At 41.4% G+C, this 23,937-nt stretch carries 18 protein-coding genes; 8 read left to right on the top strand and 10 right to left on the bottom strand.

The features are described 5' to 3' along the window. Window position 1 precedes the first annotated feature (1 nt). Window positions 2-1,597, top strand: coding sequence for an MFS transporter (locus LPB86_RS13735; RefSeq protein WP_230644875.1), 1,596 nt, complete (start codon window positions 2-4; stop codon window positions 1,595-1,597). A 3-nt stretch (window positions 1,598-1,600) separates the two neighbouring features. On the opposite strand, the gene LPB86_RS13730 is transcribed toward LPB86_RS13735, so the two are convergent. The 3 genes from LPB86_RS13730 to LPB86_RS13720 form a co-directional block, all read right to left on the bottom strand. Next, window positions 1,601-2,419: an alpha/beta hydrolase family protein gene (locus LPB86_RS13730; protein ID WP_230644873.1), complete on the bottom strand. Its 819-nt coding sequence runs from the start codon at window positions 2,417-2,419 to the stop codon at window positions 1,601-1,603. Window positions 2,420-2,468: 49 nt separating this feature from the next. Continuing rightward, window positions 2,469-4,700, bottom strand: a complete 2,232-nt coding sequence (locus LPB86_RS13725) for a glycoside hydrolase family 3 N-terminal domain-containing protein (RefSeq protein ID WP_230644871.1) — start codon at window positions 4,698-4,700, stop codon at window positions 2,469-2,471. A gap of 190 nt (window positions 4,701-4,890) precedes the next feature. Then, complete coding sequence (locus LPB86_RS13720; RefSeq protein ID WP_230644869.1) at window positions 4,891-5,571, bottom strand: arylesterase; 681 nt, start codon at window positions 5,569-5,571, stop codon at window positions 4,891-4,893. Window positions 5,572-5,686: 115 nt separating this feature from the next. On the opposite strand from LPB86_RS13720, the gene LPB86_RS13715 reads away from it, so the two are divergent. Beyond that, window positions 5,687-6,355, top strand: coding sequence for an ABC transporter ATP-binding protein (locus tag LPB86_RS13715; RefSeq protein ID WP_230644867.1), 669 nt, complete (start codon window positions 5,687-5,689; stop codon window positions 6,353-6,355). Continuing rightward, window positions 6,348-8,873: an ABC transporter permease gene (locus LPB86_RS13710; RefSeq protein ID WP_230644865.1), complete on the top strand. Its 2,526-nt coding sequence runs from the start codon at window positions 6,348-6,350 to the stop codon at window positions 8,871-8,873. Before LPB86_RS13715 ends, LPB86_RS13710 begins: the two co-directional genes overlap by 8 nt. A gap of 84 nt (window positions 8,874-8,957) precedes the next feature. On the opposite strand, the gene LPB86_RS13705 is transcribed toward LPB86_RS13710, so the two are convergent. The 7 genes from LPB86_RS13705 to LPB86_RS13675 form a co-directional block, all read right to left on the bottom strand. After that, window positions 8,958-10,364 carry a RagB/SusD family nutrient uptake outer membrane protein gene (locus tag LPB86_RS13705; RefSeq protein WP_230644863.1) on the bottom strand — a complete coding sequence of 469 codons (1,407 nt, stop codon included), beginning with the start codon at window positions 10,362-10,364 and terminating at the stop codon, window positions 8,958-8,960. Between the two features lie 11 nt (window positions 10,365-10,375). Next, window positions 10,376-14,074 carry a SusC/RagA family TonB-linked outer membrane protein gene (locus tag LPB86_RS13700; protein WP_230644861.1) on the bottom strand — a complete coding sequence of 1,233 codons (3,699 nt, stop codon included), beginning with the start codon at window positions 14,072-14,074 and terminating at the stop codon, window positions 10,376-10,378. Between the two features lie 205 nt (window positions 14,075-14,279). Further along, entirely contained in the window at window positions 14,280-15,434 is a 1,155-nt protein-coding gene (locus LPB86_RS13695) for a FecR family protein (protein ID WP_230644859.1), read from the bottom strand. Window positions 15,435-15,491: 57 nt separating this feature from the next. Beyond that, on the bottom strand, window positions 15,492-17,741 hold the full coding sequence (locus tag LPB86_RS13690) for a Gldg family protein (RefSeq protein WP_230644857.1): 2,250 nt from the start codon (window positions 17,739-17,741) through the stop codon (window positions 15,492-15,494). Then, window positions 17,716-18,678, bottom strand: a complete 963-nt coding sequence (locus tag LPB86_RS13685; RefSeq protein WP_230644855.1) for an ABC transporter ATP-binding protein — start codon at window positions 18,676-18,678, stop codon at window positions 17,716-17,718. The genes LPB86_RS13690 and LPB86_RS13685 overlap by 26 nt, the downstream gene beginning before the upstream one ends. A 99-nt stretch (window positions 18,679-18,777) precedes the next feature. Next, window positions 18,778-19,368, bottom strand: coding sequence for an RNA polymerase sigma factor (locus LPB86_RS13680; RefSeq protein WP_230644853.1), 591 nt, complete (start codon window positions 19,366-19,368; stop codon window positions 18,778-18,780). A 99-nt stretch (window positions 19,369-19,467) separates the two neighbouring features. Further along, on the bottom strand, window positions 19,468-19,737 hold the full coding sequence (locus LPB86_RS13675) for a hypothetical protein (protein ID WP_230644851.1): 270 nt from the start codon (window positions 19,735-19,737) through the stop codon (window positions 19,468-19,470). Window positions 19,738-19,845: 108 nt separating this feature from the next. Here LPB86_RS13675 and LPB86_RS13670 point away from each other — a divergent pair, with 108 nt between their 5' ends. The 5 genes from LPB86_RS13670 (at window position 19,846) to LPB86_RS13650 (ending at window position 23,937) form a co-directional block, all read left to right on the top strand. After that, a complete protein-coding gene (locus tag LPB86_RS13670) occupies window positions 19,846-19,992 on the top strand; it encodes an alanyl-tRNA synthetase (RefSeq protein WP_230644849.1) in 147 nt (48 codons plus the stop codon). A gap of 84 nt (window positions 19,993-20,076) precedes the next feature. Continuing rightward, window positions 20,077-21,084, top strand: coding sequence for a MoxR family ATPase (locus tag LPB86_RS13665; protein WP_230644847.1), 1,008 nt, complete (start codon window positions 20,077-20,079; stop codon window positions 21,082-21,084). A 2-nt stretch (window positions 21,085-21,086) separates the two neighbouring features. Then, complete coding sequence (locus LPB86_RS13660) at window positions 21,087-21,962, top strand: DUF58 domain-containing protein (protein WP_230644845.1); 876 nt, start codon at window positions 21,087-21,089, stop codon at window positions 21,960-21,962. After that, window positions 21,959-22,915, top strand: coding sequence for a hypothetical protein (locus LPB86_RS13655; RefSeq protein ID WP_230644841.1), 957 nt, complete (start codon window positions 21,959-21,961; stop codon window positions 22,913-22,915). Before LPB86_RS13660 ends, LPB86_RS13655 begins: the two co-directional genes overlap by 4 nt. Further along, entirely contained in the window at window positions 22,912-23,937 is a 1,026-nt protein-coding gene (locus tag LPB86_RS13650; RefSeq protein ID WP_230644839.1) for a VWA domain-containing protein, read from the top strand. Before LPB86_RS13655 ends, LPB86_RS13650 begins: the two co-directional genes overlap by 4 nt.

The raw sequence follows: 23,937 nt of genomic DNA, 5'->3' as shown, positions 1-23,937 counted from the left end.
GATGAGCAATACATTACCTGTATTTAAAAGCTGGGTTCCGGTATGGCTGGTAAGAATAACTATCTTTCTGGTGATGCTGCCGGGATTACTCCTCTTTGGCCTATCTATGGCCAGTGCGCAAGGTGCGGCGGGCTATTATGGCTTTGAACCCGCTGATGTGCAATATAGCATGATTGTGTTTTATGCGGCGGTTGCAGGCTTTTTTGTACTGGAAAGGCGTTTCTTTATCTTTACAGCTACCAAAGAATACTTTTTATTAAGCATAGTGATCCAGGTGGTCACTTCCTTTGCCTGCTACCATACCCACAATTTATATCTCCTTTTAATCATCCGGTTTATTCAGGGAATGTCTAACTGTATGAGCACAAGTATTTGCATTACACTTATTTTCGGCAATTTACACAACGAGCGCGCTCGTGAAATTGGATATTCCATATTTTATTGCCTGCTGCTTTGCATTACACCTGTATCTACATTAGTTACCGCTCCAATTCTCGATAATTTTGACTACAATGTACTGTATAAATTCATCATCTTTTCTTATTTCCCCGGAGCCATTTTATTAGTCCTGGTCATGAACAATGTAAGGCTAAACCGTAAAACTCCGCTATACCAGCTAGACTATTCCAGTTTTATAATTTACTCGGCTATCTTGTGCCTCATGGGTTATGTACTGGTATACGGTCAGCAGTATTACTGGTGGCAGGATCGCCGGATTATCCTCGCTACAATAACAGTCGCCGGATTATTCGGAATACATATTCTTCGTCAGCTTCACTTAAAACGCCCCTATCTTAGCCTCGAGGTATTCAAATACAGAAACTTCAATTTAGGTGCGGGTATCATAGTAGTATTATACCTTGTACGGGGTGCCTTGGGCATCACCTCTATTTATTTCGCCACAATTCTGGGCATGGATCCCATCCACATCGGCTACATCATGCTGGCTAATATTGCCGGCATCGTACTAAGCGTTACAATATCTTCCCGTTTAATCCTGATGAAACGTCCTATGCGGCTCATCTGGCTTTACGGTTTCCTATTACTGCTTATCTTCCATGTATGGATGTGGTTTTTATTCAGCACTCGGGCAGATCCTTCTACCTTTTTCATTCCCTTAATTATACAGGGATTAGGCGCCGGAATGCTCATGACCCCTATTGTGCTGTTTACCATATCTTCAGTACCTGCACATCTAGGCAGCACCGCATCCGCAACAGGCGTATTTTTCCGCTTTACCGGCTTTTGCAGCAGCATAGCATTAATCAATTATTTCCAGCTTGAACACAAAACCGGCCACATTAACCGCTTTCAGGAACAACTGAGTGGATTAAATACCGCTGTGGCAGAACGCTTAGCCTTATATTCAGGGAATTTAACGGCAAAGGGAATGGCTCCAGATCAGGCAGCAAAACTATCAAGAAGCCTGCTCAACAGGGCTGTAGAAAACCAGGCTTCTCTAAGGTCCATGATGGATTACTACCTCATCATTAGCTTTATCATTGCAATTGTTATCCTTATCATTGCATTGTTTCCTTATTTAAACCGTACAAAAATCAACATGAGGTCTAACCAACCCTCACCAGCATCGTACTAATGTTTATGGCCTGGAAAAAAAATCGTGAAAGTAAAGCATCTGATAACCGATAGCATTTCGCCAGTAATCCCAGGTATGCCCGCCCGGTCTGATGGTAAAATCGTGAGGGATATTTTGGTATAAAAGCTCCTCGTGCAATTTCATATTAACAGCGTAAAAGAAATCGTCCTTACCGCAATCAATAATTAAGGCTAGACTTTTTGGCGTAAGCTTATCAACCATATTCACTACACTATTTTGCTTCCATACCTCCACATTCTCTGTGTAAGCGCCTAATCTTTTAGCAATGTCCCAATTTGCAGGAAAGGGTGTAATATCTACCCCACCACTCATACTGCCACCGGCACCAAAAATATCCTGATGTTTAAAAGAAAGAGAAAGGCCGCCATGTCCGCCCATACTTAGGCCAGTGATCGCCCTGCCTTTACGATCTTTTAATGTTTTATAATTTTTGTCGATATAATTGACAAGTTCGGTAGCCACATAAGTTTCGTACTTCCATTCCGGATCAATAGGGCTGTCTACATACCAACTGGTCACATTCCCATCCGGACAAACCACAATGATATTGTACTGATCTACATAACCTTTTAGGCCAGGCACAGCCTTAACCCAACTGTCATACCGCCCGCCAGCACCATGTAAAAGATACACCACCGGATAAGTTTTTCCATTTTTATAGCCTTCAGGTAGGATAACAATAGCTTTAATGTTCTTTTTCATAGACGCACTATACGTAACTGCGGTATCAACCGTTGCTGCTTCCGTATTTATGGTCAGCAGTACAATCAAAAATAGTTGTGAAAGGATCAACTTCAACATGTTGTAATGAGTTTAATTATGGCCTGTAAGTTATAAAAAATGTAAATACCTATTGCGTTAAATTTAGCGTAGCAGACAAACGTATGTCGTCAGATGCTGAACCAATCATAAGGGAGAAAGCACCCGGTTCAGCTACCCAATGTAAATCCTGGTTAAAGTAAGACAGCTTGTCTTTATCTATGGTAAACGTTATTGTTGTGGACTCACCCGCTTTTAACATTACTTTTTGAAAATCTTTTAACTCTTTTACCGGACGCACCACAGACGAAACCAGGTCGCGAATGTACAATTGTACAACCTCTGCACCCGCATATTTTCCTGTGTTGGTTAGCGTAAAGCTCAATTGAACGGTACTTTCAGGTGTTAATGTAATTGTGGTAGCGCTACTTTTCAAATTGGTATAATTAAAAGTCGTATAACTCAAACCATAGCCAAAAGCATAACGCGGACTGTTTAATTCATCAATATAACCAGATTTATACCGGATGTCTTTTGGGTCAGTAACGGGTCTACCTGTATTATACGTTTGATAAGAAAGTGGAATTTGCCCTACAGACCTCGGAAAGGTAGATGGCAGTTTCCCGGAGGGATTGTAATCGCCATAAAGCACATTTGCAATAGCATGTCCGGCTTGCTCTCCAAGTAACCAGGCGTAAACAATGGCATCAGACTGATCTGCAACTTTATTAAAAATCATTGGTCGCCCTGCCATTAACACGCTTACCACAGGCTTACCTGTAGCTTTAACCGCCACAAATAAATCTTCCTGAACACCCGGAAGATGAATATCTGTCCGTGACTTGGCCTCTCCGGTCATCTCTGCACTTTCTCCAAGTGCCATAATCACCAGATCAGCAGATTTAGCTGCTGCTACTGCCGAGGCAAAACCTGCTGTTGACATACCGTTGATACCGCATCCTTCCACATAGGTAAATTTCACGTTTTTACCTGCTTTTGCTACCAAGCCTTCATAAAGGCTGGTCACTTTTGTGGTGTCAGACGCTACAATCCAGCCACCTTCCATGTCCTTTCTGGAATGGGCAAGTGGCCCAATTACCACAATATTTTTAGTGTCCCTGGTTAAAGGCAGCAACTGACCATTGTTTTTCAGCAATACGATAGATTTCTCAGCAACTTCACGCGCAATCTGCGGATGTTTAACATCAGCCATCACCTTCTTTTCCCTCGCCAGATTAGAGAACTTATAAGGATCATCAAATAAACCCAGCAAAAATTTCTGGTAAAGAATCCGCTTCAGGGCATCATCAACCAATGCAATAGGCACTGCACCTTCATTAACAAGCTTTACCAGGTTATTTTTATACGCCAGACTTTCCATATCCATATCGCTTCCGGCTGTAATCGCTTTCAATGCAGCGTCTTTTTGATTTTCCGCAAAGCCCCATGGTACCATCTCAGCAATAGAACCCCAGTCACTAACCACAAAACCTCCGAAATTCCATTTGCCTTTTAAAATATTACGCTGCAAATAGCTGTTTCCAGTAGCCGGAATCCCATTAATGGTATTAAAAGAATTCATAAAAGTAGCCACGCCTGCATCAGCAGCCGCTTTAAATGGTGGAAGATATGTTTCCCATAATTGCTGATTGCTAAGGTCAACCGCGTTATAGTCCCTTCCTGCTATTGCCGCACCATAAGCAGCAAAATGTTTTGCACAGGCCATAATGGCATCAAGTCCACCCAATTGCTCGCCCTGAAAACCTTTTACCCTGGCCGTTGCAATTTTTGAGCCCAGGTAAGTATCTTCTCCAGCCCCTTCCATTACCCTTCCCCAGCGTGGATCACGCCCTACATCAACCATTGGCGCAAATGTCCAGTGAATGCCAGATGCAGCTGCTTCTTTAGCCGCAATATGAGCAGCGCTTTTAATCGCATCCAAATCCCACGAAGCAGCTTCAGCTAAGGGAACAGGAAATATGGTTTTATAACCATGAATCACATCCAAACTAAATAACAATGGAATTTTTAAACGGGATTGAAGCGCGACAGCCTGAATTTCCCTGGTATCTTTTACGCCCCGTACATTGAGCATGGAGCCCACCTTCCCTTGCTTTATATCATTCAGCATATTCGTCTTGGCATCGTTAACCGGACCCGTAACTACACTTCCTGAATATTGGTTCAGCTGTCCAACCTTCTCTTCCAGCGTCATGAGCTTCATCAGTGAATCTACTCTTTTATTGATTTTAACATCCTGGGCAACGGTTGCCTGAATGGCCAACAAAAAAAATAACGAGGGCAAGGAAAAGAACTTCATCATATAATATCGGTATTAATTAAAGGTACAAATGTAAAATATACCCCCTTAAAACAAGACGTAATACAGACATAAAAAGACCCTCAATATTTTTTTTTAATCTGATACAATAAACCTAAAATTTCAGCGTCTATATATTTGAGAGCGTTAATTTAGATGCGGGGGTGTTCCGGAGGGAACATCCTCGTTTTTTTTATAAGAGGTCCTTCAAAACAGACCAAACATTCTCAGCAAGAATCTTGTCCCCCTCCGCAGTGGGATGTATTCCGTCAGCCTGATTCAACTTGGCAACACCTCCTACTTTATCCAGCAAAAAGGGAATTAACGCCATATTATTTTTAGCAGCCAGGCCCGGAAACATATTTTTAAATGCGGTAGCGTAACTTTGCCCCATGCTTGGCGGAAGCTGCATCCCGGCAATTACCAGCTTTGCTTTCGGATACTTTGCCTTAACCTGATCTATAATAAATTGCAGGTTTTTAGTGGTTTCGGCCACAGAAATCCCCCTTAACCCATCATTCGCACCAAGTTCCAATACAAAAATATCCACTGGTTGTTTCAGCAACCAGTCAATCCTTCCCTTACCACCAGCAGAGGTTTCGCCACTTAAACCACCATTAATAACTTTATAAGGCATTTTTAGGGAATCTATCCGGTTTTGAATAAGTGAAGGATAAGCTTCTTCAGGCTCTAATCCATAACCTGCGGTTAAACTGGTGCCAAAAAAAAGAATATTTTTACGGGCTGCTGAAGCCTCAACTTTTTTCGCTTCCCTAATGGTCGTTTTATCTTCTGCTTTTTTCCCAGAATTTTCTCCGCAGCCAAATACTACGCTTGCGGCAACCAGTAAACTCATTAATCTTAAATGTAACATATCTGTAAAATGTGGTTTATAATAGACGTATCCCTCAAAAAGCAATTATCTTTAACAGGAAAGGCATTCTTATGTGTATGAAGATAACGCCTGATCAACCCTAAAATATATCCTTTTGGAAAACATACTGAACATTCGAAATGTAAGCAAAATTTATCAAAACGCGGGACAGGAACTTACCGTACTTAAGGACATCAGTTTCTCGATCAGCACTGGCTCTACCGTAGCCATTACCGGCCCTTCCGGAAGTGGAAAAACCACTTTACTCGGGCTCTGTGCTGGGTTAGACCGTTCCAGTGCCGGGCAGGTCATCCTAAATGGTATTCAGTTAGACCATCTTGATGAAGATGAAAGGGCGGCAGTCCGCAACCAGTACATCGGCTTTATTTTTCAAAACTTCCAACTGCTCCCTACCTTAACTGCCCTGGAAAATGTAATGGTTCCTATGGAATTGCGGGGAGCAAAAAACATCAGAAAGACAGCGTTAGAGCTGCTTGATAAAGTAGGACTAGCGGATCGTTCCAACCATTATGCTGTACAGTTATCTGGCGGAGAGCAACAACGGGTGTCATTAGCAAGGGCTTTTTCCAATCAACCGCCTATCCTTTTCGCAGATGAGCCTACCGGGAACCTTGATGCGGAAACGAGTGAAAAGGTAATCCAATTAATGTTTGACTTAAACAGGGATGCCGGCACCACCCTGGTCGTTGTTACACATGATCTGGAACTGGCCGCAAGAACTAACCGCATCATAAAAATCAAAGGAGGCTTACTTGTTGACTAATTCATCTGTTTCATTATCCTGGCTGTTCAAAATGGCCTGGCGTGATAGTCGTAAAAACCAGGGCAGGTTATTTCTCTTCATTTCCTCTATGGTACTGGGCATTGCCGCCCTGGTAGCTGTTTACTCCTTCAAAGATAATCTGCAAAGAGATATTGACCAGCAGGCAAAAGAGCTTGCCGGAGCTGACTTAACGATTGAAAGCAGAAAGGAAATTTCTAAAAGAACATTATCCTTACTGGATACCCTTGGAGATGAACGTGCTAAGGAAAAGTCTTTCGCTTCTATGATTTATTTCCTCAAGAGCGGCGGTAGTCGTTTGGTGCAAATGAAGGCCCTGCAAGGAAATTATCCATTTTATGGAAGCATAGAAACCCGGCCCGTTGCTGCTGCCAAAGCCTTTAAAGAAGGTAAAAATGCACTGGTAGATAAAACGCTGATGCTGCAATTTAATGCCAAAATTGGTGATGCAGTTAAAGTAGGGGAATTGACCTTCCTGATTGCAGGTATTTTAGACAAGGCTCCGGGACAAACCGGAATTGCATCCAGCATCGCACCAACAGTATATATCCCTCTTCAGTATCTGGACGCCACAGGCCTGGTAAAAACTGGCAGCAGAATTACCTCCAGGTTTTATTATAAATATAATGATGCTGCACAAGTAGCCGCTGTACTCAAAAAAATCCAGCCAGGCTTAGATAAAGAAGGATTAGACCACGAAACTGTTGCATCGAAGAAAGCAGATACCGGACGTGCTTTTAAAGACCTGAACCGCTTTTTGTCCCTCACAGGCTTTATTGCACTCCTTCTGGGTTGCATTGGTATTGGCAGTGCCATTCATGTTTATATCCAGGAAAAGTTGAGCACCATCGCTACACTTCGTTGTCTGGGCTTAAAAGCAACTGATGCTTTTCTGATTTACCTGATTCAAATCTCATGTATTGGCTTGATAGCGGCACTACTGGCCGCTACGCTGGGCACAGCCATCCAGTTTGCCTTACCTTTAGTACTTAAGGATTTCCATCCCGTTGAAATTACGATGCAGGTTTCCTGGACAGCGATTATACAGGGGATATTTTTGGGTTTAATCATCTCTGTACTTTTTGCGATGCCATCTCTATTGGCGGTAAGAAAAATCTCCCCGTTAAATGCCATTAGAATTTCTTTTGAACAAAGCCGGCAAAAAAAGGATTACCTTAAATGGCTGGTCTACCTCATTATGCTACTTTTTATAGCTGGATTTACCTACGTACAAATGGGCGACTGGCTGCAGACGCTTGTTTTTATAACTGGGCTAACACTTGCTTTTGGCTTGCTCAGCCTATTTTCAAAGTTATTGTTAATAACCGTTCGCAGGATTTTACCTCAATCAGCCAATTACTTATGGAGACAGGGTTTTGCCAATTTATATCGCCCAAACAACCAGACACTCTTACTTACGGTTGCCATTGGTCTATCCACAACGTTTATTTGTACCTTATTTTTTGTACAAGGTATACTGATCAGCAGGGTTACCCTTTCTTCTGGCAGCAAACAGCCTAACATTGTATTGTTCGACATCCAGAATACACAAAAGGAAGCGGTAGAATCGCTCACCACTGGTTTTAAACTTCCTTTAATGAACAGGGTTCCGGTTATCACCATGAGAATTGAAGAAATTAACGGAAAGAAGGCGGCTTCAGACAGCAGTAACAAACGTGCCTTTAGGGGCGAGATCCGGGCCACCTATCAAGATACTTTAACGGCAGCAGAAAAAATTTCGGAAGGAAAATGGACAGGTAAAGTGGTCCCCGGCGGTACAGTTTACATTTCATTAGAACAGAGCTATGCAGATCGTATCCACGTGGGCATCAATGACAAAATTATCTTTAATGTACAGGGCATGCTCATTCCTACTGTAGTAGGCAGCATCAGATCAGTAAACTGGAGCAGGCTGCAAACTAATTTCCGTGTGGTTTTTCCTGGTGGGGTTTTAGAAAGCGCACCACAATTTCATGTACTCATGACAAGGATTTCCAGTGCAGAAAAATCTGCACAGTACCAGGGCGCAGTGGTACAAAGCTTTCCTAATATTTCAGTGATTGACCTTGATCTGGTTTTAAAATTACTGGATGAATTGCTGGGTAAAATTGGCTTTGTAATTCGTTTTATGGCAGGCTTTAGTATGGTTACAGGATGGATTGTACTCATATCGGCAGTGTTAAGCAGCAAAAATCAGCGTATTAAAGAGAGCATGCTGCTGCGGACGCTGGGTGCCAGCAAGCGGCAAATCCTGGCCATCAATGCCATAGAATATCTTTTTCTGGGAAGCTTTGCCGCAATAGCCGGATTAATTCTTTCTTTTATGGCAAGCTGGGGACTAGCTAAGTTCAGCTTCGATGCTTTATTTGTTCCGCCTTTTCTGCCAACCATGTTGTTATTTTTTTCAATAGTTGCGCTTGTGGTGCTCACCGGCATACTCAGCAGCAGAAGTATACTGAACCAGCCACCATTAAAGATTTTAAGAAATACAGGGGGATAATGAAGCTCAATTACAATCCTGACAAAACACAGAGGGAATACCATAGCTAATGGTACTCCCTCTGTTCTTAAAGAAATAACTGTACTACCTTAGGTTTTGTGGCAGGGCTGAATTCGTTATCACTTCTTGTGGAATCAGCAACGTATATCTTAAATCGTTTGCCGGAAGCGTATAGGTTGTTCCCTCTACGGTTCTGGAAATATTCTTTGCAAATCGACTATCCTTATTTAACCTCCTCAAATCTGTCCAGCGGATACCCCGCATCAACAACTCCTTTCTACGCTCAGCCAATACTTTCGCTAAAGCATCACCCGCATTCGTAGCCGTCATATTTGTATAGGTATCCTTAACCCATCTGGTTATCAAAAGCGTATTCAAATCAGCCATTGCATTTGCGGCGTCATTTGCCCTTGCATAACATTCGGCCCTGTTAAGATACAATTCATCAAAGGCCAAACCATTAAATAATTTGGCTGAACCTACTGCAGACTCATAATTTCCTACAAAACGCCAGGTATTCATTGGGGTTGGCAAATCTGTATTTTCTTTCACATAAACAGTTTTTCTGAGATCGTTATCCTGATAAGAGGCGATGATTTCCGGAGCGATGATCGCCAGGTTCTCATAACCATATCCGGGCTCCAACATCCCATTCTGACTTAAAACAACAGAATGGAAAATCACCTCATTATTAAACCGTCTGAAAGGCGCAAAACTTTCCTGGTCAAGACCATTAAAGTCAATCAATTTGCCTGAAGGTTTTAAGGCCAAAGCAGAACTGGCGCTGGTCAAGGCGTTAGAATAATCTTCCATAGCCAGGTAAACTCTGGATAACATTGCATAGGCAGCAATCTTATTAGGCCTCGAAGCCACACTGGATGTGGGATTTAATAGTACAGTGGCTTCCCTCAAATCTGCAATTATCTGGTCATATGTTTGCTTTACAGTTCCCCTTCCCGGTGTGTCGTTAATATCAGAAACCAAATGAACGGGTACACCAGGATCTTGATTTGAAGTAGCGCCATAGGGCTTGGCATACAATTGCGCCACATGCCACAAAGCATAAGCCCTTAAAAATAAAGCACTCCCCTTTAAATTATTCAAAACAGAAGGTTGTTCTTTGCCTTCCAGTTTGGCAACAGCTTCCAATACTAAGTTGGCATGATAGATTTTGTTGTAGGGGCCCACCCATTGCTGCGCAGATACCCGTATTGCATTTGACTGCCAGGTATACAGAATCCGGTCTTCAATGGTTAAGGTATAAGGGTCGTTGTACCTCGTATCGTCAAGGTAATAATCGTCCGCAGAAATTTCCCCATCTATTGGATAGCCTGTATTAAACAAATCGTAATTATCCAATATAAGCTGACAGTCATTTGCTGTTTCTATAAAAGATTGGGAACTATCTTTTGGAATAGCCACAAATTTTTGACAGGAGCTAAAGCTAAGCCCTAATAAAAATAATGATATATAGATTTTAATATGTTTCATGATAATCTGGTTTAAAAGTTAGCAGAAAAACCCAAACTGTATGCTCTTGGCGAAGGATAGTCAAAGACCTCGGGATCAACCCCTACTTTATTCGCCTTCCAAATCAGTCCAAGGTTATTTACGTTGGCGTAAACCCTTGGATTTTTAATAAACTTATGATCCCTTACCGGAATTGTATAACCAAAGTTTATTTCCTGCAGCCTTATATGATCGCCCTTAAGTACATTGATACTGGAGTAATAATAAAAGTTATCCCGATTTGCATTTGTAGCCGAGAACACAGTAGAAGGCACGTTGGTAGTTAACTCATCTCCACTTTGCTGCCACCTGTTATTGTACTCCTCCCCTTGTAATACTGCATTTACATTATATAATGCGCTGTAATTTACAACCTGAGCTTTTGGCCTTCTAACGTAATAACCCAGTTTATATTGAATGTTGATGGAGAGAGAAAATGCTTTATAATTAAAGGTATTGCGTAAAGCACCATAAAAAACAGGAACACCAGAACCAAAGTATTTTAAGGAAGTAATAGGCGCATTCTGAATGTCATTGTATGCCGCATTACCGTTTCCATCATTCGAGATGGCAACGACTTTTCCATTCACATATCCCTGTGGATCGCCGGTTAAAGGACTTAAACCAGCCCATTCATACCCAAACACTCTTGAAAGATCGTAACCCTCGTTAAATGACCCTGAACTGTTCCCTACCACCTGGCCCGCAGCACTTGCAGAAGTTCCAAATAACTTAGTCACTTTAACACGGTTATAACTCGTTAAAAAGTTGGTGTTCCAGCTAAATTTCGCACCATTAATATTGACAGAATTTAAAGCCAGGTCAACACCCTTCCCTTTTAAATTTCCGATATTATAGATTGTATAGCTGTATCCCGTACTCGGATCAAGATTACCATAGTCTAATAAGTCAGATGTTGATTTAACATAATACTGGATACTTCCCGAAAGCCTGTTGCCTTTCATCCCAAAGTCTACACCAATATTCCAAACCCCGGTTTTTTCAGGACGAAGTAACCGATTGGAAACACCAGCACTTAAATCTGTATAGGCATAAGGAAGGCCGTTGTCTCCGGGAAGCAAACCTAAAACGTTCGAGTAAATAATTGTTGGTCTGGAAAGCACTCTCGGATTAACATTTCCATTGTATCCAAAAGTAGATTTAAAGCTGAGTACTGGAAAAAGTTCTGAATGAAAAAAGGATTCATTGCTGATGTTCCAAAGTCCGCCAATAGAATAATATGGTGTACCTCCTGTATTGGTACCATCACCAAATTCACTTGAAATGTCTTTACGGATACTTGCTGATAAGGTATACCTACGGTTAAAAGTATAGGCAGCATTCGAATACCAGCTGATAGTTCTCAACTTAAAGGCGCGCAAACCTGTGTTTAAGTTAGGAATATATTCACCTCCGTATCCGCTAAAATCCTCAGCAAACACAATAGGAATCATGGATTTATAATCAAGCTTATTTTCGCTCTGCAAAGTATTTTCATCGTAGCCATAATAACCGTTATTGCTTACAGTCCTATAATTCTGATTGACATCTAGACCTGCAATTGCAGAAACCTGGTGTTTTTCATTCCAGCTTTTTTCATAATTTACCTGTCCCCTCAAAGTTTGATTGCTGGATTTGGTAAGCCCCATGGTATATTGGCCGCCCAAAGGCAATTGCCGCACAAAAGGCGTTACAGAATTTCCTGTCCTGGGGTCGGTAGAAGAAAGGGAAGTGGTAAAGTAATTGATCTTATCGCGCATATAGAAGGAGTTTTGCCTGTAAAGGGTATTGTCTTCTATACGTCCGGTATTATAATTGTAGGTTGCCTGCAAAGACAATCCCTCTAATACTTTATAATTTGTGGTAAATTCAAGATTCAGATTTTGATCCCTAAGTCTGTTGTATCCTTCATTGATATCTTCCAATGGCTTATACCTCCAGCTCAGAAATTGGGTTGGGTACACGCTTTCAAAAAGATCTGCAAAGCCCTGACGGTATTTTTTAGTAAGTTCCAGTGCATTACCATTATTATCTGCCAACCTGCTATAGGCATAGAACGGAGCACCTGTTACCCCTGTTATTCTATTTTCTGCTGCCTGTTCATTGTTATTTCTAACCGTGTATTTAACTGATCCCTGGAGTTCCAGGTTTTTGATAGGCTTAATACCCATGTTATAACCAAGGCTCAAACGATCAGAACCTGAGTTTTGTGTATTGTTAAGCCCCTTATCGTACCCACCGGATAATCTGTACCTGAACAAATCAGAGCCTCCATCAACAGACAAGCTGTAATTCTGGTTCACCGAATTGCGAAGAAAGTACCGATCATAATCTCTTCTGATGTCATTTCCACGAAGTGCATTGAGTTGTGCTGTGGCTTGAGTTTCAGTTAGAGTTCCCTTATTCAACCAGGCATTCATAATTTCAGCAACAGGAGAAACCGGTTCCTGTCCATACAAAACACTTATACTTAAATCAGGGAGTGGCGGGTTTGGGGCAGTATTGGCATTTCTAAACTGTCGCATTTGCGCATCAATTAGATCAGAAATACTCATAGTTTTATTGTAAAACAAATTCACCTTTTCGGCGATGTTTACACTGGAATTAAAGGAAATCCTGGCAGGTGTACCGTACCTTCCTTTTTTTGTGGTCACCACAATTACCCCATTGGCTGCTCTGGAGCCCCATATGCTTGCTGCAGCAGCATCTTTTAAAACGTTAATACTTTCTACATCCAGGGGGTTGATCTGATCAATAGAATACGGCGTTGCAATTCCGTCAATCACCACCAGCACCTGTCCGCTATAATTCCCATTGTCATCAGCATTCTCAGATTCGTTCAGTGTATTTTTACCTCTAATCGTTAAATTGGCCAAAGGTGACCGCTGTGCATTTGCATTACTTGACATAATTGGGCGAAGGTCATTCCGGAAATCCATGGAATTTGTGATTCCTTCCAACCTTCTGATCAGATTAGGATCTGTACTGTGTTGAAGCTGTTCTTTAGTGATCACTTCAAATGAACCGGTAGCACGTTCTTTTGGAAGGCTTTGATAACCGGTAGATACAATGGTAACTTCCTGAATGTTATTGGCCTGTGGGTCCATACGGATGACAAAATCTGTTTTACCACTAAGGGCGATAGTATCTGTACGATAACCAATGTAGGAAACCACAATACGTGCATCTTCAGCAAGCGATTTAAAGGCAAATTTCCCGTCCACATCTGTTAATGTACGTTTCTGCGTCCCCAATACTTTTACAGAGGCACCAAGCAGCGGACGACCCAGCTCATTTAGCACCTGCCCTTTTATATCTACCGCGTTGATGTAATCACTAAATCGGTCTAAGAGCGTTTTTTCCTTCTCTTTAACCACAACTGTTTTTGCATCGATGGTATACGTTAAGGGTTGATTCTTAAATAAGAGGGTTAATACATCACTCAACTCCATAGCAGATACCTTAATATCTACAGGCCTGGAGGCTTGCAATTCTGCATCGGCAAATAAAAAGTTATAGCCTGTTTGTTGCCTGATTTTATCAAAGACCTGTTTGATCCCTGCATTTTTTTCAGACAGTGTAATTTTCTGCGCGTAGCCCGAAGCACTTACCTGCAGAAACGTTGCTATTAATATGACGGTGGTTAATCGCATGATGAGCAATACTTTTTTTATAGTATAGTTTTTATACATTTCATCTTTTTTATGACAAAGACTTAGCAGCTGATGAACAGGCCTTTAAAATTGTTGCGTTATCCACAATTTTATCTAAGTTTGTTTGTCTGGTTTACGGTTGATAGAATCTCCAATTTTATATACTTGATCCAGTCTATTGGGTCAGTTGTGTTGCAATCACTTCTGGCCCTTTTTTGATTTGGATCAATCGCTTACAACGTATCTATTTAGTCACGATGATCCTCCTTCCCTCAATTTTAAAGTTTACCCTATTGGTTAAGGACAATAAACGAAGTACCTGAGATACATTCTCAAACCTATTTACCACACCACTAAAGGTCTCTGCAGGCAATTCTCCACTATAGCTCACCTCCACGTTATACCAACGTGTAATTTTCCGCATAATAGATTCAATATTTTCCTTTTCAAAAATGAACTGTCCGTTTTTCCAGGCCATTGCCTCTTCTACATTCGCTTTACGTATATTAAGCTGATTGCCTACCAATACAGCTTGTTCACCTGGTTTTAAGCGTGCAGGAGAATTGGGCCGGCCCTCATTTAAGGACGATACCTGCACGCTGCCTTCCATCAGCGTTGTTCTGCTGATTGGCTCATCATCATAGGCATTAATGTTAAAATGCGTACCCAATACCTCAACTTGCTGGCCTTTGGTTGCTACAATAAATGGCTTACGAATCCCTTTTTGAACCGAGGTATACGATTTGGCAATTTCAAAATATCCTTCACCTTTCAACTCAACGAACCGTTCTTTCTTTGAAAAAACCGTTGGGTACCGTAAAGAAGAGGCTGCATTTAACCAAATATGAGAGCCGTCTGGCAATACTACCTGATATTGTTCCCCATTCCTGGTTTCCAATGTATTAAACTGTCCTGTATTTCCCGATTCTTCAGCTGTAATATGATACACCAGCTGCCCATTTTTTGCCTTACTAATAGTAACACCCGCTTCATTGGCCAGTTGGCCATTTAAAGCATCGTTAAGCAAAATCTTTTTTCCATTTGCCAAAGTAAGTACTGCCGTATTTTTACCCGGGGCAATATCGTTTTTAGCACTAATAAAATCTCCCTGCTGAACAGGTTTTGACAACAGTAGATAAACCGCCACTGAAAATATAAGGAACAAAGAAGCCGCAACCGCAATCCGGGGCCAAAGCCTGAGGCTTTTATCCTGCAAATTATCCAGCTCAAGATGCGCCCAGATCTTATCGGTTTCCCGAATGCGTTCATCCATAGATAAATCAGCTGTACCAGGCGCTTCATAGCTCATAGACCAGTCTTGCAGCAGCGCAACTTCTTCTTCAGATGCCACTCCCGCTTTATACTTATCAAGAATATTTTCTATATCTTTTGTATTCATTTCGCCCTGCTGTTAATAGTAAGACAAGATAGCCAATGCATTGGTAGTAGATAAAAATTAATTTCTTTTTCTTTTAATCAGAATAACTGCACCGAGCAACAAAATCAGTCCCGGAATAACGACAAGTAATACTGTTTTCAAGGTGGCAAGTTGCCTGCGGCTCAACAAAATCTTATCGTCTGTAGTAGCAAGCCTACGCGTATCCACCGGGTAAGCACCATAACTAAACCAATTGAATAATTTGCTGACCATTCGCTCGTTCATGCCACGTGGATGCTGTAATTCTGCATTGCCCATAAAATCTGCATCTCCCACAACCACTATGCGTTGCTCCCTGCCATTAATTTGCCTGCTAACTGCAATCGCCGTCGCAAAGCGCCCCTGCTCATCGCCCTCTTCCGCATTGAATTTAGGTTCTGTAGTATTAAAATCCACTTGTCTAACCTTGTTCCAACCGGCTGTAGAACTCCACACTATGGGTTCTATTTTATAAGGCGAGCCCTTCTGCCAGCTTAAGGCAGCGGCTCCCGGCATCGCTATCTTACCGCCCTCTATATAACTGCCATAAATTAAATCCGGACTATCATCCTTACTTGGGTTCAGCAACATTCCAGCTTTCATAGCTACGCCAAATTGCTGTAATATCGGATTTAAAATCTCCTGGCGACCAGGTTCCCCGGTAATCAGCATATTTCCGCCCCGATTAATATAAGCCTGAATTTCTTTTTGCGCATTCGCATCCAAAGGTGTTGTAGGATCTGCAAGTACAATCAGGCCCAGGTCTTTGGGTAACGGCTCAGACCTTAAATCAACCGTCATTACATCAAAGCCCTGATTAATGAGTGCATTCCTTCCCCTTTTCATGCTACTCATCATCTGATAATTACGGTCGCCTGTTTTAGCTATACTACGCTCATTGTTTCCAATGGCAAAAGCAACTTTTGGAGCAGGAACAGTTAAGCGTTTAATGGCCGCAGCTATTTCGGTTTCTGATGGAAACTGATCAATCCCCTCGTAAAATCGCAACCGGCTGGTTTTGCCTTTGTACTTGAGTACACGTACCAAAGCATTATTTTCAGCCTCTAGATCAATGATTTTTTTGATCTGTACCGGAGACATAAACATGTCAAGATCTAAACCCATATTGTCTGCCACCTTCTCTGCAATCTGTTTTGTACTCAAACCAGTTAAATCACCCTGATAAGACATATTTTGGTTATTCTTCAAGTCTGTGATATCATAATAATAAACATACTTCATTTTTAACTGAGGAATAAAACGCTGAAACTGCTCAAACTTTTCCAGATCATAATTCCTGGATTGAGGCAGACCAAAATACACGTTCTGATCTAACAGGTTAACATAGGTTGTAATTTCTAAAGGGCCTTTAATCGTTGAAGCAATCTGCTGGCTGTTTTTAGTCAGCGTTCTGGATTTTGTAGCCGTCATGTCTGCATAAGCAATATAACCTGGTCTTGCACTGGCATAACCAACCAATAAAGAACTAAAAATCAACAGTGTGTAACCAATTAGCTGAGCCTTTACAGATTTAGATTCCCTGTCATTTTTTAAGCGCATAATGCACAAGGAGAGGAAGAGTACAATAATGATTAAAAAATAAAGTACATCCTTAGTGCTGATTAAGCCTTTAATCATGTCATCGGCCCTTCCAGATATAGATAGAAAATAAGTAAGGTCGCGAACAAAATCTATCCCCTGTCCCACAGATCCGATAAAGCGCAGTGCCGCAAAGACGGCAAGTGTACTAATTGCCGCAACAACCTGGTAAGAAGTTAAACTAGACATAAACAGTCCGATGGCTGCATAAGTGCAAATGAGCAGAAACAAGCCAATTAAGCCAGAGATGATCAATTTAACATCGGGGTCTTTAATGATCAGGACTCCGGCTATCGAATAAATAAGTAAAACCGCTACCATCAACAAACCATATACAACCATAGCCAGGTATTTGCCGATAATGATTTCCTTTATTTTTACTGGCGAAGACAAGAGCAATTTGATGGAACCACTGCTAATTTCGCGGCTCATCAACCCCATGGTAAGCAAGGGAATGTATAAGTATAAGTTTTGCTGTACCGTATCAAACAAGCCATTTAAACCCGGAAAAAGTGAAAATGTAAGTTTACTTACAGGTATCCCCATAGAAAGTGCTTCCTGAAAGCTTCCAAACATGGAGAGGAAACTCATGCCACTTTGAACCATAAATATGGCCAACGCCAGCCATGCTACAGGCGAATAAAACAAGGAGTTAAGCTCTAATTTAGCTATTTTTAATATTCTGGTCATGTGATGTGTTGTGTAATGATTTGTTAGAAAGCTGTGCAAAAATCTCGTCGAGGGAACTTCTTTCCAGTGTAATTTCCGTCAGTTGCCAGTTTTGCTGTACACTGTGCTTAATGATATCGGCAGAAATTGTTGAAGAAGCAGCAAACCTCAACCGAAAACTTACATCGCTTAGCTGCTCTGCCATCGTGATCCCCGGCAGGTTTGCTAGTTCAGCTAACGCGGGAGGCATATTCATAGCAACGAGCATAGAATCAGGCAGGATATAGTTGTTAAACGCCTCCATTGAATCGGAGAATACCATCCTGCCTCCTTCAATCATTTTGATGTCTTTGCAAGTGGACTGAACTTCTGACAGCATATGTGTAGAAAAGATCACCGATCTTTCTTCTGCAATCTCCTTAATCAACTTACGAACTTCCAGAATTTGATTGGGATCAAGCCCATTTGTAGGCTCGTCTAAAACTACCAGTTTGGGATTATGGATAATGGCTTGTGCAATGCCCACGCGCTGGCGGTAACCTCCTGAAAGGTTCTGGATTAGTCTTTTACTAAAATGACTGATGCCGCATTTCTCTTTAGCTTCTGTAACCGCAGATTTTACTTTATTTTTTGGAATGTTCCTGATAAAGGCACAAAAAATCAGGTATTCATCTACAGTTAAATCCAGGTGCAAGGGCGCATGCTGGGGCAAAAAACCTATCAGGCTTTTCGCAGCTTCAGGCTCTGCCCTCAGGTCAATTCCGTCGATGTAGACTTTTCCTTCTGTTTGGCTGAGTACCCCACAAAGGATATTCATGGTGGTGGATTTCCCGGCACCATTGGAACCTAACAAACCCAATATGCCTTTTTCTTCTATTGCGAAATTAATATCGCGAATGGCCCAGTCATTACTGTAGCGATGCGATAGATGTTCTACCCTGACAAGTTCTTTTTTCAATTTATTTACTTAGTTTCTGGTTACAGTTGTTAGCATCACCGATGCGTATGAGTGTAAGACAAGAAGCTGCTGCTGCGGTAGTAAATAAAAATCTAATTTTTATGGATGATGATGGAGAACGACATAAGAAGCCAGAAAAAGTACCAGGCCTAATTTCTTCCGAAGAATTTTTAAAGCGTAGCCCATTTGCTTTTTCACTGTAAGTTCGGACGTACCCATTATTTCGGCTATTTCTTTGTTGCTCAAGTGTTTTTTACGGCTCAGTTCAAATACTTCCCGCATCCTGTCGGGCAAATTTGCAATCTCCTTATCTATTAAAGCCTGCAACATATTTTCACGAACCCTGTGATCTGTAATAACAGGTGCTGTCTGGCTGAATTTGACTATAGAATCAATGTATTTATCCCGGACTATTTTATGAGCAACACTATTAAGAAACTGGTTGTTTATGCAGGTATACAGATAACCTGATAAATTACTACCGATGTTAATGGTTTCGCGTTTGGCCCAAATCATAGAAAAAACTTCTTGTACAAGGTCTTGTGTTTCCTCCTTATTACGGATTTTATTCCATGCGTGATGGTGGAGTAAAAATTTGTAGCGGTTATAGATTTCAGCAAAAGCATCACGATCCCCGGATTTTAATAAATCTACGAGTTGAAGATCGGAAAATTCACTATAATTACCCATGTTTGATTATACTACAAAGCGCAATATTATATAAATATATTGATTTCGGGCTTTTTAGTAAGAGCTTTACGCAGATAATTATAGTGAAGGGCAGGATATTTAAATATTTTTAGGATTATAAGTACCGTTATCCCGGTCATTCTTATAATTTAAAGCATCATTACCTTCAGCCGGCTCCCCTAAGTCATCTAGTGGCTTTTCTGCATTATCATTCCTCATTTCACTAATGCTCTTATTGCTGTCAATATTGGTTTCACGTTTATCCTCGCGTCCATGTATCACATGGCCTGTATGTGGGTCAAACCCTGGATCAACGTCAGCATTTTCAAATTCCTCGTTTTCGGGAATTGTATTTTCATTATTTTCCATGGCATTTGTTTTTTGATGTACCCTTAAAACAATACTGGAGTTTAATAGTTTCAGATTATTATTTGTTAGCAAAATTCAATAAATTTGAAGACATAACGTTATAACTCCATGGAACCCTCTACAGAACAACCATCCGATAAAAAGCTTGCCCTAATCAAATGGGTAAAACGCTTAGGAATATGGGGATTTCTGTTCTTCCTGCTCAAAGGCCTGGTATGGCTATATGTCATCTATTGGGGCTACAATAAAATTTAACAAATTTTAACAGTATTCGGTTCTATTGCGCTTGCACGAAGCTAAAGGTTTCTCTAATTTTCGCCTCCAAAAGAAAAATTCCAAATGGAACAAGTAAATAACGTAACAGACATCAGGGCACTTAACGATAAAATACAACAAGAGAGTGCATTTATTGACCTCCTGTTTATGGAGATGGATAAAGTTATTGTGGGACAGCGCTACATGGTAGAGCGGCTGATGATAGGTCTGCTTGCAGACGGCCACATCTTGCTTGAAGGTGTACCTGGACTAGCTAAAACACTAGCCATCAACACCCTTTCTAAATGTATTGATGCCGGCTTTAGCAGAATTCAGTTTACACCCGATCTGTTGCCGGCAGATTTGCTGGGCACCATGATCTATAACCAGAAAAAAGAAGAGTTTGTGGTCCGAAAAGGCCCTTTGTTTTCCAACTTCATTCTTGCCGATGAGATTAACCGTGCGCCAGCCAAAGTACAAAGTGCCTTGCTGGAAGCGATGCAGGAACGTCAGGTAACCATTGGCGACCATACCTTTCCATTGCCTACTCCTTTTTTAGTACTGGCTACCCAAAACCCAATTGAACAGGAAGGTACTTATCCACTGCCAGAAGCACAGGTAGACCGTTTTATGCTCAAAGTAATTATCGGCTATCCGAAAAAGGAAGACGAAAAAATGATCATGCGGGCTAATATTGCTCCTCAGGGCATGCCAAAAGTAAATACCATTTTGCACCCGGATGACATCATCAGGGGCAGAAAGATTGTACGAGAGGTGTACATGGATGAGAAAATTGAGCAATATATCATCGATATTGTGTTTGCCACCCGCTTCCCTGAACAATATAAACTGGCAGATTATAAAAACCTGGTAAATTTTGGCGCTTCGCCAAGAGCAAGTATAAATTTAGCCCTGGCCGCTAAAGCATATGCCTTTATAAAACGCAGGGGTTATGTGATTCCGGAAGATGTACGTGCCGTTTGTCATGATGTGCTTAGGCACCGCATTGGGCTGACCTACGAGGCAGAAGCAGAAAACATTAGCACAGAGGATATCATTACCGGAATATTAAATGCAGTAGAAGTTCCTTAATCATGGACACCAAAGAGCTGTTAAAAAAAGTCAGGAAGATTGAAATCAAAACCAGGGGGCTTAGTAACCAGATTTTCTCTGGTGAGTACCATTCTGCATTCAAAGGCCGCGGTATGGCCTTTAACGAAGTAAGGGAATATCAGGTTGGCGATGAAATCCGCACCATAGACTGGAACGTAACCGCACGTTTCAACCATCCTTATGTAAAGGTATTTGAAGAAGAGCGCGAAATGACGGTGATGCTGTTGGTAGATGTAAGCGGTTCTAAAAATTTTGGAACGCAAACACAGCTTAAGCAGGAACTGGCCACGGAGCTTTGTGCGGTACTCGCCTTTTCGGCCATACAAAACAATGATAAGGTAGGCGTGCTGTTCTTTAGCGATCAGGTAGAAAAGTTTATCCCCCCTAAAAAAGGGAGAAGCCATATTTTGATGATTATCCGTGAACTAATTGATTTTAAACCGCAGCGTAAGGGAACAAACGTGGCCGAAGCACTAAGGTATTTTACCAGTGCCATTAAAAAAAGATGTACGGCTTTTATCATCTCGGATTTTATGAGCGACACTTTCCTGAACGAGCTAAAAATTGCCAATCGAAAACATGACCTGATTGCCCTGCGTCTTTACGACATCCATGAAGAAGAATTCCCTGATCTTGGATTGATACCTGTAAAGGATGAAGAAAGTGGTGTTATGGAATGGATTGATACCGGCGATGCTAAGGTTAGAAGCCTGTTCAGGGCTGCCGCACTAGAACGCAATGGGAGACTTGCAGACCAGTTTAAGAAGTCTGGCGTAGACTTTACCGGAATTGGAACCCATCAATCCTATGTAAAGCCTTTAATGGCATTATTTAAAAAACGTGAGCGCAAGCGATGAAGTATTTAAAAATAAGTTTATTTACAGGATTAGCACTTTTATGCTTTAATAGTAAAGCACAGGATGTAAAGGTTGAAGCCAAACTGGAACGGTCATCTATGATGATGGGCGACCAGACCACTTTACGCTTAACTGCTACCATCCCTGCCAACAGCAAAATAGATTTCCCTGTGCTGTCAGACACCCTGTCTGCAAAGGTGCAGATTGTAAAATTAGGTAACACCGATACCATAAAAAATCCAGCTAGTCCGGATTTAATCAGCATCAACAGGCAATATATCATTACCTCCTTTGATACAGGATTGCAAATGATCCCATCATTTACCTTTACAACTTCTACCGGCACTTTTAACACCAATGCACTTCCACTACAGGTCAATGCAGTAAAGGTGGATACCTCCAAGGGTGTGTATGATATCAAAGAACCATTGGCTGTAAAGTATAACTGGGTGGACTGGATTAAAGATCACATTATGGCCATTGAGCTTTCGGCATTAGGGCTTTTACTGGTTATTGGTTTAATATGGCTGCTGGCTAAAAGAAAAAAATCAAAACCGGTAGTAAATGCACCTGCAAAGCCCTTAATTCCAATCCACCAATTGGCTTTACAGAAATTGCAGGAACTAAAACAAAGTCAGCTATGGCAACAGAACGAAATGAAACTGTACCACAGTAGCCTGACAGACATTTTGAGGGAATACCTTGAAAAACGCTATCAGATCAATGCGCTGGAGCAAACAACCGAAGAAATCTTCAAAAGCCTCAGAAACAAAGATATTAGCGATGATGACAGGAAAAATTTAAAAGAATTGTTAGTGCTGGCAGATTTGGTAAAGTTTGCTAAAGAAAAGCCGTTGAGCACAGAGAACGAACAAAGTATGGAATCTGCCATTAACTTTATAAAAAACACCAGGCAGATAGAGACAGTTACTGAAAATAAAAAACAGCAATGAGTTGGTTTAAAGGAATAACATTTGCCCAACCAGTTTTTTTCTGGTTATTGCTTTTAATTCCATTGGTTGTACTTTGGTACATCAAGCGTCAAAATAAGTTACAGGGCACACTTGGCGTTTCGGCAATTAAAGGGTTTTCTGCCGCGGCAGCTAAAAATAAAAACCGCTTTTTTGCTAAACATGCTGGCCTCCGTCATTATGCCATTGTATTGAGGGTGCTTGCCTTAATCATGATCATTGTTGCATTGGCCAGGCCACAATCTGCCTTAAGCTGGCAAAACAGCACGACAGAAGGAATAGATATTGTGATTGCGACTGATATTTCAGGAAGTATGCTTTCAGAGGATTTAAAACCCAACCGCCTCGAAGCCGGTAAAGAGATTGCAATTGATTTTATTAAAGACCGGCCAGACGACCGGATTGGATTGGTGGTATTTAGTGGTGAAAGCTTTACCCAATGTCCGCTTACGATAGACCATGACGTGCTCATTAACCTGTTTAAAGGAATTAGCAACGGGATGATTACCGACGGTACGGCAATTGGGATGGGCCTTGCTACAGCAGTAAGCCGACTTAAAGAAAGTGATGCAAAAAGTAAGGTAGTCATTTTGCTAACTGACGGATCTAATACAACCGGTTCTATACCTCCTGCTACGGCAGCAGAAATTGCCAAACAAATGAAGGTAAGGGTATATACAGTAGGCGTAGGCACTAAAGGCTTTGCCCCCTACCCGGTTAAAACTCCCTTTGGCATCCAATACCAGCAGGTGCCTGTTACCATTGATGAACCTACCCTTACCAATATTGCTAAAATTACCGGAGGTAAGTATTTCAGGGCCACCAATAACCAAAAGCTAAAAGAGATCTATACGCAGATTGACAACCTGGAAAAGGCAAAGATTGCGGTAACGCAGTACCACAAAAAAACCGAGCGCTTTTTCCCTTTGGCATTGCTGGCGCTATTTTTACTGTTGCTGGAATTTCTATTAAAAAACACTGTATTTAAAGGGGCATTGACATAA

The sequence above is a fragment of the Pedobacter sp. MC2016-14 genome (genome assembly GCF_020991475.1).
Classification (GTDB): domain Bacteria; phylum Bacteroidota; class Bacteroidia; order Sphingobacteriales; family Sphingobacteriaceae; genus Pedobacter.
This window is presented reverse-complemented; position numbering and strand designations above follow the sequence as displayed.

Bases quoted from the DNA above. Each gene is read 5' to 3' on its own strand.
- LPB86_RS13735 (WP_230644875.1), top strand. From the start codon at position 2: ATGAGCAATACATTACCTGTATTTAAAAGCTGGGTTCCGGTATGGCTG.
- LPB86_RS13730 (WP_230644873.1), bottom strand. From the start codon at position 2,419: ATGTTGAAGTTGATCCTTTCACAACTATTTTTGATTGTACTGCTGACC.
- LPB86_RS13725 (WP_230644871.1), bottom strand. From the start codon at position 4,700: ATGATGAAGTTCTTTTCCTTGCCCTCGTTATTTTTTTTGTTGGCCATT.
- LPB86_RS13720 (WP_230644869.1), bottom strand. From the start codon at position 5,571: ATGTTACATTTAAGATTAATGAGTTTACTGGTTGCCGCAAGCGTAGTA.
- LPB86_RS13705 (WP_230644863.1), bottom strand. From the start codon at position 10,364: ATGAAACATATTAAAATCTATATATCATTATTTTTATTAGGGCTTAGC.
- LPB86_RS13700 (WP_230644861.1), bottom strand. From the start codon at position 14,074: ATGTATAAAAACTATACTATAAAAAAAGTATTGCTCATCATGCGATTA.
- LPB86_RS13695 (WP_230644859.1), bottom strand. From the start codon at position 15,434: ATGAATACAAAAGATATAGAAAATATTCTTGATAAGTATAAAGCGGGA.
- LPB86_RS13690 (WP_230644857.1), bottom strand. From the start codon at position 17,741: ATGACCAGAATATTAAAAATAGCTAAATTAGAGCTTAACTCCTTGTTT.
- LPB86_RS13680 (WP_230644853.1), bottom strand. From the start codon at position 19,368: ATGGGTAATTATAGTGAATTTTCCGATCTTCAACTCGTAGATTTATTA.
- LPB86_RS13675 (WP_230644851.1), bottom strand. From the start codon at position 19,737: ATGGAAAATAATGAAAATACAATTCCCGAAAACGAGGAATTTGAAAAT.
- LPB86_RS13670 (WP_230644849.1), top strand. From the start codon at position 19,846: ATGGAACCCTCTACAGAACAACCATCCGATAAAAAGCTTGCCCTAATC.
- LPB86_RS13665 (WP_230644847.1), top strand. From the start codon at position 20,077: ATGGAACAAGTAAATAACGTAACAGACATCAGGGCACTTAACGATAAA.
- LPB86_RS13660 (WP_230644845.1), top strand. From the start codon at position 21,087: ATGGACACCAAAGAGCTGTTAAAAAAAGTCAGGAAGATTGAAATCAAA.
- LPB86_RS13655 (WP_230644841.1), top strand. From the start codon at position 21,959: ATGAAGTATTTAAAAATAAGTTTATTTACAGGATTAGCACTTTTATGC.
- LPB86_RS13650 (WP_230644839.1), top strand. From the start codon at position 22,912: ATGAGTTGGTTTAAAGGAATAACATTTGCCCAACCAGTTTTTTTCTGG.